Origin of the sequence: Mycobacterium barrassiae, assembly GCF_025822765.1 — a bacterium.
Taxonomy (GTDB): Bacteria; Actinomycetota; Actinomycetes; order Mycobacteriales; family Mycobacteriaceae; genus Mycobacterium; species Mycobacterium barrassiae.
In genome coordinates this window covers 32,141-44,694 of record NZ_JACKUK010000045.1, presented here as the reverse complement: position 1 = coordinate 44,694, position 12,554 = coordinate 32,141, and the positions used below count along the sequence as shown (strand labels likewise).

At 65.2% G+C, this 12,554-nt stretch carries 13 protein-coding genes; 6 read left to right on the top strand and 7 right to left on the bottom strand.

From position 1 onward, the window contains the following. Positions 1-196: 196 nt before the first annotated feature. The 3 genes from H7J93_RS28590 to H7J93_RS28580 form a co-directional block, all read right to left on the bottom strand. Positions 197-778, bottom strand: coding sequence for a hypothetical protein (locus H7J93_RS28590; RefSeq protein ID WP_267309636.1), 582 nt, complete (start codon positions 776-778; stop codon positions 197-199). A gap of 147 nt (positions 779-925) precedes the next feature. Beyond that, positions 926-1,195 carry a metal-sensitive transcriptional regulator gene (locus tag H7J93_RS28585; protein ID WP_066811056.1) on the bottom strand — a complete coding sequence of 90 codons (270 nt, stop codon included), beginning with the start codon at positions 1,193-1,195 and terminating at the stop codon, positions 926-928. 74 nt (positions 1,196-1,269) lie between these two features. Next, positions 1,270-2,142 (bottom strand): sulfite exporter TauE/SafE family protein, encoded by an 873-nt coding sequence (locus tag H7J93_RS28580; RefSeq protein ID WP_267309635.1) that lies wholly within the window; start codon positions 2,140-2,142, stop codon positions 1,270-1,272. 231 nt (positions 2,143-2,373) lie between these two features. On the opposite strand from H7J93_RS28580, the gene H7J93_RS28575 reads away from it, so the two are divergent. Beyond that, positions 2,374-3,777 carry an MBL fold metallo-hydrolase gene (locus H7J93_RS28575; protein ID WP_267309634.1) on the top strand — a complete coding sequence of 468 codons (1,404 nt, stop codon included), beginning with the start codon at positions 2,374-2,376 and terminating at the stop codon, positions 3,775-3,777. 30 nt (positions 3,778-3,807) lie between these two features. On the opposite strand, the gene H7J93_RS29340 is transcribed toward H7J93_RS28575, so the two are convergent. The 3 genes from H7J93_RS29340 to H7J93_RS28560 form a co-directional block, all read right to left on the bottom strand. Continuing rightward, complete coding sequence (locus H7J93_RS29340; protein ID WP_267309633.1) at positions 3,808-4,503, bottom strand: adenylate/guanylate cyclase domain-containing protein; 696 nt, start codon at positions 4,501-4,503, stop codon at positions 3,808-3,810. A 325-nt stretch (positions 4,504-4,828) separates the two neighbouring features. Continuing rightward, positions 4,829-5,455, bottom strand: coding sequence for a methyltransferase family protein (locus H7J93_RS28565; protein WP_083997716.1), 627 nt, complete (start codon positions 5,453-5,455; stop codon positions 4,829-4,831). Further along, entirely contained in the window at positions 5,455-6,087 is a 633-nt protein-coding gene (locus H7J93_RS28560) for a class I SAM-dependent methyltransferase (protein WP_267309632.1), read from the bottom strand. Before H7J93_RS28560 ends, H7J93_RS28565 begins: the two co-directional genes overlap by 1 nt. A gap of 285 nt (positions 6,088-6,372) precedes the next feature. Here H7J93_RS28560 and H7J93_RS28555 point away from each other — a divergent pair, with 285 nt between their 5' ends. From H7J93_RS28555 to H7J93_RS28540, 4 genes are all read left to right on the top strand, one after another. Further along, on the top strand, positions 6,373-6,759 hold the full coding sequence (locus tag H7J93_RS28555) for an ArsR/SmtB family transcription factor (RefSeq protein WP_083997715.1): 387 nt from the start codon (positions 6,373-6,375) through the stop codon (positions 6,757-6,759). After that, the gene (locus H7J93_RS28550; protein WP_083406465.1) at positions 6,756-8,726 is read left to right on the top strand and encodes a heavy metal translocating P-type ATPase; all 1,971 of its coding nucleotides are present in this window, start codon (positions 6,756-6,758) and stop codon (positions 8,724-8,726) included. The genes H7J93_RS28555 and H7J93_RS28550 overlap by 4 nt, the downstream gene beginning before the upstream one ends. A 94-nt stretch (positions 8,727-8,820) precedes the next feature. After that, positions 8,821-9,414 carry a cadmium resistance transporter gene (locus tag H7J93_RS28545; protein WP_267309669.1) on the top strand — a complete coding sequence of 198 codons (594 nt, stop codon included), beginning with the start codon at positions 8,821-8,823 and terminating at the stop codon, positions 9,412-9,414. Positions 9,415-9,573: 159 nt separating this feature from the next. Next, a complete protein-coding gene (locus H7J93_RS28540; protein WP_267309668.1) occupies positions 9,574-10,335 on the top strand; it encodes a serine hydrolase in 762 nt (253 codons plus the stop codon). Positions 10,336-10,740: 405 nt separating this feature from the next. Here H7J93_RS28540 and H7J93_RS28535 read toward each other — a convergent pair whose 3' ends face one another. Further along, a complete protein-coding gene (locus H7J93_RS28535; protein ID WP_267309631.1) occupies positions 10,741-11,493 on the bottom strand; it encodes a helix-turn-helix transcriptional regulator in 753 nt (250 codons plus the stop codon). Between the two features lie 115 nt (positions 11,494-11,608). On the opposite strand from H7J93_RS28535, the gene H7J93_RS28530 reads away from it, so the two are divergent. Further along, positions 11,609-12,514, top strand: coding sequence for a sterol desaturase family protein (locus H7J93_RS28530; protein ID WP_267309630.1), 906 nt, complete (start codon positions 11,609-11,611; stop codon positions 12,512-12,514). Positions 12,515-12,554: the final 40 nt, after the last annotated feature.

The window sequence follows — 12,554 nt, the reverse complement described above, 5'->3', positions numbered from 1 at the left end:
ACGTCCTTCTGTCAGAGAGCGTCCGTTGGGCGATGGGGCGGCCGCGCACTGTAGCGGCGCATCGGAACGGACGTGAAAATATGCATCTCCCGTGACTATATACGTAGCAACACCGTAGATCTGCGGCGTGCCCGCTGGCGCACAGCTGACCGACGACAAAGCAGCAGCGCCGTGCGTTACCGTTTGCACGGTCGCCTTAGGTGATGGATGGCGCTCGAGCGAGACGCCACATTCCCCACCAGGCGGCTGGAGCGAGCGCGATCACGCTCCACATTCCGGGCACGTAGCCGGCGCCGGTGGGATCGAGCCACGGAAACACCAGGAAGTGCGCCAACTCGGTCAGGCCCATCGAGGCAAAGAACGTCCATGCGAGATAGCGGGCAATTGGTCGCCGACGGTGCATGAGGACCGGCACCAGCAGCCAGGCGCCAGCCGAAACGACGACCAGCAAGACCACGGGAACTGACGTCACCGCGGGAGTGGGCACCCCTGTGACCTCCGCCAGGAAGGCGAAGAATTTCATCTGCTTCTCTTCGACGCGGTGAATCACAAACAGTGTCAACGCGATCCAGTATGGCGCGCGAATGTCGGTCCAGGTGCCGCCATCCGGCCGCACCAGCCATAGGAGTAAGCCCCCGACGAACCCGGCGGTGAAGATGATCATGGTCGCCAGCCCGAGCGCCCAATAGCCCACGGCCAACGTCCCGGCCGTCAACGCTACGGCGATAGCGACGGCCGGCGCGGGCAGAGCGCTGCTGTTCGATTTCGTGACAGTCATGGTGATGGCGTCCGGCAAACCTCTCGCAAGCGAGGCAAACTCAAATTTGCGGGTTGTCCGCTGAACCCCGTGATGCGGAATTCGAGCGAGCACCACACGACAACTTGTACCTGAGGCGTTCAGCATCATTCCGCCGACAGCGACCGGTCATGCTAGCGCGAGGAACAACTTCTCCAGTTCGGCTTCGGTCATCGGCTCGACACCCTCGGTGCTGTCTCCGGTGATGCATTCGCGCAGACCGGTCGCGACGATCTTGAAACCCGCCCGGTCCAGGGCGCGTGAGACGGCGGCGAGTTGGGTGACGACGTCTTTGCACTCGCGTCCCTGCTCGATCATCGAGATCACACCGGCGAGCTGTCCTTGAGCGCGCCGCAGCCGATTCAATACGGCGGCAATGCTGTCTTCGTCGCCAACCATCGCGGTTTCCCTTCTGCGGTTTCGAGCAGGTCAACATTACCCGTGGGGGTATTCTTCCCGGTGCCTTCGCCTGGTCAGGCCGCGGCGGCTGGGTGCACGCGAGGGATGAGCCGCCGCAGGGGACAGTAGGCGGTTCGACGGCAGGTGACATAAGTGCCGACGCCGATCATGATCAGGGCTGCAGACGCGGCACCGACAGCCAGGGTTGTCTCCTGCGCGAGGAGCACCGACGCCATCACCAGAACGAACCAGCCGAAGACCGTGCGCAACGCATCGGGATCGACCGCGCCGGTAAAGCGTGCGCCGATCAGAGCGCCCACAACGGCGGCGGCGGTGACCACAGCGGCCATTGGCCAGTAGACCTGTCCGCTGGCCAGATGCCCCGTCAGACCGGCGAACGATTGCATCGCGATCACCACCAGGGAGGTGCCGACCGCGGCGGGCATCGGGAGCCCGGTCAGCACGGCCAGCGCAGGCACCAACAGGAAGCCGCCACCCGCGCCGACCAGCCCGCTGACCGCGCCGACGGCAACACCCAGCACGGCCATCTTGACCATGGCCACGCGCCGGACCGCGTCGCACGCATGGGTGTTGCTGCGGCCGCGCAGCATCGCACCCCCGGCGGCGAGCATGATCACCGCGAATGCGATCAGCAGTGCGGTCCCGGGAATGAAGCGGGCTAGCAGACCGCCGCCCACGGCCCCGGTCATGGCCGCCGCGCCGAACGGCAGCGCGACGCCCCACCGCACCCGCCCGGCCCGCACATGGGCGATCGCGCCGACCGCGCTGGTGACCGCGATCACCAGAAGCGAACTTGCGATCGCCTGCGTGGCGTCCAGGCCCCCGACATAGGCCAGCAGCGGGACGGTCAGGATCGCGCCGCCCCCGCCCAGCAGCCCCAGCGCGACCCCGACCAACACGGCCAAGGCGACGGTCAACGCCATCATGGCGACCTCATCGCGGCAGATTCGAACCTCGCCTTGTTCAACATCTCGTGTCGTCCTGTCTGTCGGGGCCGGGACCGAACCGCGCCATCTCCGGAATACCTCGGGGGGTATGCGGGCTATAGTAGTTGATACCCCCCTGGGTATACATCGGATGACGCCGGAATGCGCCAGGGGTATCGGCTGAGACCGCACGGGTTTCTGCGTATCCGCGGGACATAGGAGGACGGACGGATGATTCTGGAGCAGTACTACATCGAGTGCCTGTCGCACGCGTCGTATCTGGTCGGCGACGAAACCACCGGGCGCGCAGTCGTTGTCGACCCGCGCCGCGACATCACCGAATACCTCGACGACGCCGCCAAACACGGTTTGACAATCGAAGGCGTAATCAACACCCACTTTCACGCCGACTTCGTCTCCGGTCACCTGGAATTGGTGCAGGCCACCGGGGCGTGGATCGGCTTCGGCGCGGCCGCCCAGACCGACTACCCGATCCGCCGGTTGTCTGACGGGCAGCACCTCTCGCTCGGTGAGGTCGACCTGGAGATCCTCTCCACCCCCGGGCACACCTGGGAATCGATCAGCGTCCTGGTGCGTGAACGTGCCGGGGTCGACCCGGTCGCGGTGCTGACCGGCGACGCGCTGTTCATCGGCGATGTGGGCCGCCCGGACCTGGCCAACCTTGGTGATGGCTCAACTACCGACCTGGCTCGGGCGATGTATCGAACCATCCACGACCGGCTGCTAAGGCTGCCCGACCACGTCACGGTGATGCCGGCCCACGGCGCCGGGTCGTCGTGCGGCAAGAACCTCTCTGCTGAACTCACCTCAACCATCGGTGTGCAGCGCCGCACCAACCCGTCGGCGCAGCCGATGACCGAGGCCGAATTCGTGGAGCTGATCACCCACGGCCAGCCGGCGGCGCCCGCCTATTTCTCGGTTGACGCCGCGATGAACAAACGCGTGCATCCACTGCTGGATCAGCACCGCAACATCCCCGAACTGACCGCGGCCCAGCTGCGGTCCGCTCTGGCGGCCGGTGTCCGCGTGGTGGATGCCCGGTCGGTAGACGACTTCGCTGCCGGTCATCTCCGCGGATCGGTCAACGTCGGTTTCGACGGCCGCTTCGCCGAGACCGGCGGCATGGTTGCCGAGGTGGGTGCGACCATCGCGCTGGTCACCTATCCCGGTGAGGAGCAGCTGGCGGCCATGCGGCTGGCCCGAGTCGGCTCCGACAACGTGATCGGCTATCTCACCGTCGCGCATGACGGAAATTTCCCCGCCGAGCTGACCGACCTTGTTCAACCCGCACCGCGAATCGATGTCGCTGAGCTCGACCGCCTGCGGGTTGCGCATGCGGTGACGGTGATCGACATCCGCAATCCCAGCGAACGCGAAGCCGGGACGATACCTGGCGCGGTGCACATCCCGCTGGCACAACTGCGCACCCAACTGGCGCACATTGCCGGTGACAAGCCGATCGTGGTGCACTGCGCCGGCGGCTGGAGATCCAGTGTGGCCGCCTCCATGATGCGGGCCGACGGATTCGGACGCGTGAGCGACCTGATCGGCGGTTACAACGCATGGGCGCAGACCCACGCCGCAGCTGAAAGACAACAGCGCCAATCGATCTGAGCCACGGCGCCAGGTGAGCCGGATTGGCGCTCAGTCCCGGGGAATCCCACGCTGCTGGTGATCGCTGACTGTGTCGACACTCGCGTATTGCGCTGGTGCGGCGGCGAATCGTTGAGCGCACTCTGGTGAGCAGAACCACCAGTCACGATCGGCGTGACGCAGATGGCTGGCCGCCGTGCCAGGGTCGACCCGCACGCGGCACACCGGGTCGGTTGGGTAGCGAGCCGCCGGCAGGCACACCGCGTACACCTCCATCGGTGTCGCAATGTTGCGGAGTTTCTTGGCGCCCAATGGATCTGGCGATAGACCAAGCTGCGCGCAGGCCTGACGAACATTGTCGGTGACCACAGCCTGCCCGGCGCCGGCCAGCGCCGTGATGCGGGCGGCCACATTCACGCCGTGTCCGAAGTAGTCGTTGTCGCGGTGCACCGCGCTGCCGTGGTGAATGCCAGCCCGCAGTGCAAGGAAGCCGTCCTCATCGGCGGCCCGGTCAGCAAGCTGCAGGATGGTCGCCACCATCTGCTCGGGCTTGCTGGAGCGCAGCATGACCGCATCACCCATCGTCTTGACGATGGTGACGCCCGGCCATAGCGAGTCACGGGTCACGGCAAGCAGGCGGCCGGCCAGACTGGCCGCCTGTTCATCACCGCACATTTCAGTCAGGACGCTGAACCCAGACAGATCGACGAACGCGAACGTCGCCTCGACACTTTCCGATTCAGTCACCTGATCGTCCCTCCATCATCCCTCAGATGCGCTGATGTCTGGCGGCGCATCTGAACCGATGAATCACCCGCCACGGGCTCAGCAGCGCTCATACCCGCAAGCCCACGGCGGACATGCGCGCTATTCGCAGCAGGCCGCGAGATCCTCGAGCATCATTCGGTGCCACCTCCTCGAGCATCCTTGTGCCGGCGGTGTTCGACCGCCAACAAGCGCCAGAGTGATTCGGTTGTGACGCAGCACTTTTGGCGGCTACTTTTGTGGGCCGCAGCCCGCGATCACGGCGCGGTGAGTAACGCAACGGATCGCTCCATTTCGCCCGCATCGGTTAGCTCCGGTACTGGTGTTCGGGTTGCAGGCGTCCGATCCCGGGTAGGAAGCGACCCACGCGGGAGGCGTAGCTGGTGTAGGCCACGCCGTGGACGCGGCGTAGGTAGGGCTCTTCGGCGAAGCGCACCTGTGCTTCTATGCCGATCACGGAAACCACCAGCCCGGCGACTGCCACCGCGTTGGGCACCATGAGCGCCAGGCCGATAAACGCGACAGTTGCGGCGGCGAAGACCGGGTTGCGAACGACCCGGAAGGCACCGGTGGTTACCAGAGTCGTGCGTTCCGCCTCGTCGATCCCGGTCCGCCAGGACGCGCCCATGGCCATTTGAGCGGCGAAGGCCAAGACTATGCCGAGCACTGCTACCGCGACACCGACCCCGCGCAGCATCGAATGATCCAAGATCGCCAGCGGCGACATGCCGGCCAAGTCGGCGACGGGTGCCCCGATCCCCACAGTCAGCCAACCGAGGTCGGTTCCGGCCAGCGCCCACCACTCCAGGGAGCCGTCAGGGCGCATCGAGCGCCGCGTGCCGATCTCTCCGGTGTGGCGCCGTTGAATCGCTGCGCGCAGGGCGCCCATCACCAACATCATGGCGGCGAACAGGGCCAGCACAGCATTCGCCATCACCGCTCACCCCCGGTGGGCACGGGCTTGGTTGCAGCGCCGAGCAGGTAATCACCCTGGATTCGGGTGAGCGATCCGAGCACCACCAGGCCGTGGTGGGCCAGTTCATCGAGGAACTGTTCGGCGCTGAATCGGTCGTCGGTGGGGTGATCGAACAGCCGCCGGTAGATGGGGCGCGCCAGGGCGTGCGAGGTGACCTCCTCGAAGTAAAACCGCCCACCCGGTGCGATCACCCGGGCGACTTCGGCGATGGCTTTTCGCCAGTCCTGGATGTGGTGCACGATCCCGAAATCGAAGACCCCGCCGTAGCTGTCGTCGTCGGCATCCAGTGCGGTGCGCAGATCGGTGGCGCTGCCCTGGGCCAGCCGGACCCGATCCCCGTAGCGGGCGAGGCGCCGGCCGGCGCGATGGATCATCGCCGGGTCCAGATCCACCGCGTCCGCGGTACCCGCCCCGAACCGTTCCAAGATCAGCTCCAAGCCGTATCCGGACCCACACCCGATCTCCAAGGCTGGTGTGCCGGGCAGCAGGCGACCGCCAAACCGCAGCAGCACCGGCACCTCATAGATGCGTTGCAGCCAGCGCCGCGGCGGCGAATTCACCAGCCCGATCTCGGCCCGGTTCATCAACATCGCAGCCACCCCTTTCTACGATCGACGACGGTGTTCGAGTCATCCCACCGCTCGGTCCACTGATTGGGTTGTGACCGAACGCTTTTCGGCCCGAGAACGGGTAAGTTGTGTGTCGAGCAGACGCCACGTTCATGATCGTGATGTCGAACCCGCGATCAGCGACCCCGCCAAGATCCACCACCGCGTGCGTTTCCTACTGGATCTTCTCCGCCTCCCGAATCAGCGCCAGTGAACGCTATCACCGTAATTTGACGATCGATGCACCTCGCACGCTATCATCGTCGAATGGCGATGACAACGGGGGGATCCTCAACGCGACCCACCACAGACCTGGCACCGGCTGTGGCGCTGTTTCACGGCCTGTCCGACCCGACCCGGCTGGCGATCCTGGAGCGACTCACCGAAGGCGAAGCCCGCGTGGTGGATCTGACCGGCCTGCTGGGAGCGGCGCAGTCGACCGTGTCGGCGCACCTGGCCTGTCTGCGCGAGTGCGGCCTGGTCACCGGCCGTCCCGAAGGGCGGCAAATGTTCTACTCGCTGACCCGCCCGGAGCTGATGGATCTGCTGGCCTCGGCCGAGACGCTGCTGGCCGCCACCGGCAACAAGGTGGCGCTGTGCCCCACCTACGGAATCCGCGCCGGGGCAACGACCAAGACGAGGGGAAGTAAATGAGCGACGCGTGCGGCTGCGGCCACGACGAACCCACCACCGACGAACAGGCCGAGGAGCACGAGCCCGAACGCCTGTGGCAAGTGCGCGAACTGCAGTTCGCCGCCATTTCGGGGGTGCTGCTGCTGGCCGCTTTGATCGCCGGGTTCGCTGATGCCGCACGCCCAGTGGTGCTCACGCTAGAAGCGCTGGCCCTGGTCGTCGGCGCCTACACCTTCGTCCCCTCCACGCTCAAGCGGCTGGCCAAGGGCAAAATCGGCGTCGGCACGCTGATGACCATCGCCGCCGTGGGCGCGGTCATCCTCGGCGAGGTCGGCGAGGCCGCCATGCTGGCGTTCCTGTTCTCCATCAGCGAAGGCCTAGAGGAGTACTCCCTAGCGCGCACCCGCCGCGGCCTACGCGCACTACTGTCGCTGGTGCCCGATGAGGCCACCGTGCTGCGTGAGGGCACCGAAACCGTTGTCGCATCAGGCGAATTAAGGGTCGGCGACCGTATGCTGGTCAAGCCAGGCGAGCGGATCGCCACCGACGGGGTCATTCGCGAAGGGCGCACCGCGCTGGACGTTTCGGCCATCACCGGTGAATCGGTGCCCGTCGAAGCAGGACCCGGTGCCGAGGTGTTCGCCGGGTCGATCAACGGCACGGGCGTGCTGGAGGTCGAGGTCACCACCACCGCCGAGGACAACTCGCTGGCCCGCATCGTGCGCATCGTGGAGGCCGAACAATCCCGAAAGGGCGCCTCGCAGCGCCTGGCCGATCGCATCGCCAAACCCCTCGTGCCCGGGGTAATGATCGCCGCGACGCTGATCGCGGTGATCGGCAGCCTGCTCGGTGACCCGACCACCTGGATTGAACGCGCGCTGGTGGTGCTGGTCGCGGCCTCGCCGTGCGCCTTGGCGATTTCGGTGCCGGTCACCGTGGTCGCGGCGATCGGCGCCGCCAGCAAGCTTGGCGCCCTGGTCAAGGGCGGCGCCGCACTCGAGGCTATGGGTGCCGTCCGCGGTGTGGCTCTCGACAAGACCGGCACCCTGACCGCCAACCGGCCCGCTGTCATTGATGTAGCCGTCGCCGACGGCGCCACCCGCGAACAGGTTCTGGACCTGGCGGCGGCCCTGGAAGCGCGCAGCGAACACCCGTTGGCCGCGGCGATCCTTTCCGCCGTCGATGACGTCATCCCAGCCACTGATGTGGCGGCCGTGACCGGCGCCGGGCTCACCGGCCGCCGCGACGGACACACCATCCGTCTGGGCCGCCCCGGCTGGCTCGACGCCGGATCACTGGCCAGCGATGTGGCGCGCATGCAACAGGCCGGCGCGACCGCCGTCCTCGTCGAGGACAACGCGCGGGTGATCGGAGCGATCGCCGTGCGCGACGAACTGCGCCCCGAGGCCGCCGACGTCGTCGCCCAACTGCATCGCGACGGCTACCACGTCGCGATGCTCACCGGCGACAACCACGCAACCGCGGCCGCACTGGCCAAGGACGTCGGCATCGACGCCGTGCACGCCGAACTTCGGCCGGAGGACAAAGCGCGGCTGATCGAAGCGCTGCGCGCCGAGCGCTCCACCGCCATGGTCGGCGACGGCGTCAACGACGCCCCCGCGCTGGCTACCGCCGACCTCGGTATCGCCATGGGCGCGATGGGCACCGACGTGGCCATCGAAACCGCCGACGTGGCGTTGATGGGCGAAGATCTACGGCACCTGCCGCAAACTTTCACCCACGCGCGCCGGGCCCGCCGGATAATGCTGCAAAACGTCGGCCTATCACTGGGACTGATCGCTGTATTGATTCCGCTGGCGCTGCTCGGCATTCTCGGCCTAGCCGCCGTCGTGCTGGTCCATGAGGTCGCCGAAATCGTCGTCATCGCCAACGGTGTCCGGGCCGGCCGCGCCACAGTGCTGGTCACCGCGCCGGGGGAGCGCTCCGTGAGCCGGATTTCCGCGGCGCCGGTGGGCGCAGGTCAGTGAATGCCGGCAGATCCGCCTTCGCTCTCGCCGAGGCATTCGTAGTCGCGTCGATCGTCGGGTGTGCACGCGATCCCGGAGACACCGCGACTTGCACATGATGCTGTCTTCGGTTCTGCCCGCAATCGGCTTGTTCATCGCCACCAACGTCGACGACATCATCGTGCTCTCGCTGTTCTTTGCGCGCGGCGCGGGGCAGCGCGGGACAACGGCACGGATCACCGCAGGCCAGTACCTAGGTTTCGCGGGCATCCTGGGTGCGGCGGTACTTGTGACGGTCGGCGCAGGGGCATTCCTTCCTTCCGAAGTGGTCCCCTATTTCGGACTTATCCCCTTAGCCCTGGGACTGCGGGCGGCATGGGAAGCGCGGCGCGGCAACGATGAAGATGACAACGATGGAGGGATCGCAGGCAAGAACGTCGGTATTTGGGCTGTCGCAGGAGTTACTTTCGCCAATGGCGGCGACAACATCGGCGTCTACGTTCCCGTCTTCCTCAACGTCGTACCCGCGGCGGTAGTGGCCTACTGTGTCGTCTTCCTCGTCCTCGTCGCAGTGCTGGTTCTCGCCGCCAGATTCGTCGCTACCCGCCAGCCGATCGCCGACGTCCTCGAACGCTGGGAACACGTGCTATTCCCCATCGTTCTGCTCAGCCTGGGCATCTTCATCCTGGTGAGCGGCCTCGCTTTTTGAGGATTGCGGCCACTGCTGGCCGACACGATAAGGCTCGTCGACCACACCTACGTAGACGAGCAGTAGGAAGCGGTGTCGGCAGCGGCGTGCCTTAGGCCAACATGCGGAAGGGACTGAGAAGCTGAACCTGTGAAGGCGCTAGCGACTGGACTTGTCGCACTGGTGGTGCTGCTCGTCGTCCCGACGCCCGTCGCGAACGCGGACATGGTCCAGCGTATTGCGCAGGCAGAGGCCTACCTCACCACTCGTCCTGGCACCGTCGGCTATGTGTTCCGCGACCGCACAACTGGACAGGCGCACCGCAACGACGCCGCCGGCACGATGAGATGGACCGCGTCCACCATCAAACTCGCGATGGTGGTGGATCTGTTGACGCGGGCGCGCGCTGGCCAAATCAGTTTGAGTCCGGCCGACAGCCAACTCATGGCCGACATGATGCATTCCTCTGACAGCGACGCCGCCGATACGCTCTGGAAGCGCTACAGCGGACCCGACAACATGGCGTTCAACCGCAATTTCCCCGCCTATGGACTGACCAGTCTGCAGGCGCAACAAGGGTTCAGCGAAACGTATCCCTACTGGGGTTTCCAAAAATCGACGAGTGACGACCTCGACCGACTGATGAACTACACACTCACCAAATTGCCGCCGGCGCAGAGCGCGGCGATTGTCGCGGAGATGCAGCACCTCGATTCAAACCAACAATGGGGCGTGTGGGGCGCGGGTGCGGAAATGTCTCCGGGCAACAAGAACGGATGGTCACAGGAGCAAGGCGGGTGGGTGGTCAACAGCGTCGGTTTCGCGGGTCCACAACAGCGCTACACCTTGGCAATCATGAACTCACTCGAAGGGGAGGGCGGCTACGAAGACGGCGTTGAAACGACAACGCGCCTGGCCCAGATATTGCTCTCGCCGGCCTAGGGGTTGCCCGCAATAGTCGGAGCTGCGAAGTCCGCGCGCGGGCATATGATGCCATCGGTATTCAGCGTCAAAACTGGTGCGGGACTGAGGAAGACGGTAAGCGACACCTCGCAGTGAGGCGTGGCTACTGCCTCGACGGATGAGGTGGCCAACGAAAGGGGAGTGGCAAGGCTCAAACGGCCCGGCCCGCTCCGTGACAATGTACGTACTTAATACGTAGATGAGCGTAACTCATTCGTACCATAGATAACAGGCCTCACATGCGCCGTAATCGATATAAGCAGGAATCAGATGACGAAGATCTTGGTCGCACGAGCACAGATCACCCCTCTGCTACCTGCACCACCCGCGCAGAAAACACTAATGCGCCACGGAGGTGTGAGCCCAGGCGCTCCCGACGACCGGTCAGGCAAGCCGAACGCTTCGGTGGACGTCGATCGGTGCGACGCCGAACATTTCGTGGAACGCGCGGTTGGCATGAGAGCTGTCGGCGAAGCCGGCGGCGTGAGCCGCGTCGGTGATTGTCCCTCCCGTACGCGCGACTTCCATCGCTCGGATCAGGCGCGCCCACCGGACATAGGCTGGAAAGGACAGACCGACGTCGCGCGCGAACAGCCGGCCTAGCCGGTCGGCCGACAGATGCACCGCAGCAGCGACGTCGGTCAGTCGAACTGGGCCGCTGAGGAGGTCGGGTATCAACGTGATGGCAGCCGACACAGCCGGGTGCGTTTCGGCGTGAGCGTTAACTTGTTTTTCTGGTCGGACAAGCTCGGCGATCACGGCATCGGCTGCAGCTGCGAGATCGTCTGATCGCGGAAGATCTGCCGAAAGGCGTTGAGCCGCTGCAATCCATCCATCCACCTCTGGCCTCGTGGTCCGGTCGACGAGAGCTTCGACTCGGCGCCCGTATGCGCTGGCCGAATCGAGATAAATCATGAGTCCAGTCGCTGCGCCGGCATCCACAGCGTGTGCGGCGCCAGACGGAATGACACCGACGCGACTCTGGGCACTGTGTCCGGACGAGTCGGTGAGAAGCACAGGGTCATCGGCGGCGATGGCGATCTGAACGGCCGCATGCGAGTGACCATGCGCGGCACCGAGGCGGCCGCCGTAGATCAGCCGACCCGGCTCGATCACCGCTGCACCCGACCACGTCACCTCTTGAGTATGCCGTCGTCGGCCCCGGCGCCTAGAGACTTCGACGACTCGCTTCGCGTGAAGGTCACCGGATCTGTACATGCGCCGCGGTCTAGACACTTTGAAGACTGAAGACATGGCGAAGACACTTGTTCGGTACGGCTACGTGCCGCTGATGTTGATCGGTATAAACGGCGCCGCGATCGGGCTGGCACATGCACCGTGGGCTGAGTCATGGATGGCTGCGCTCATTGTTGCGGCGATCGGATTGTCGTTCGTCGCTGAGCGGATTCTGCCCTACACCGATGAATGGAACACCTCGGTTGGTGATGGGCGCCGCGACGTGGTGCACGCTTTCATCAACGAGACCTCGCTGCTCTTTACAGTGCTGGTTATCCCGCTGATGGCCGCGCTGTCACCATTCGGTCAACGTTGGCCTTCGTCGCTGCCCTTCGTCGTGCAGGTTCTGATCGCGATCGTCGTCACCGACTTCGGCGTGACCGTCGCGCACCTGGCCAGCCACAAGGTGGGGTGGCTGTGGCGCTTTCACGCCGTGCATCACAGCGTCAAACGGTTCTACGGATTCAACGGACTCATGAAGCATCCCCTTCACGGAGCTTTGGAACTCGCGGCGGGGACCGTGCCTCTGCTCTTACTCGGCATGCCCAAGACTGTGGCCGAGGTTTTGACCGTGTGCATTGCGGTACAGCTGTTGCTTCAACACTCCAACGCCGACTACCGCATAGGTCCGCTGCGGAAAATGCTGGCACTTAACGAAGGTCATCGCTTCCATCACCTCAAGTGGGCAGGCATCGGTGACGTGAATTTCGGCCTGTTCACGCTCATCTGGGACCACGCGCTGCGCACATTCTCTTTCGACCCGCATCGCCGGTTCAGCAGCGACGACCTCGGCATGGCCGCCAAGCCGAACTACCCGGTCGGCTATCTGGCTCAGCTGGCTGAGCCGTTCCGCGCGACCGGCGCTTGCCAACTCAAGGACGACGCAAACGACAGCGCTCAAACTGTGGCGAACCATTCATGACGAGCACCCTCTATACCAATGCCACCGTCCTCACGTGCGA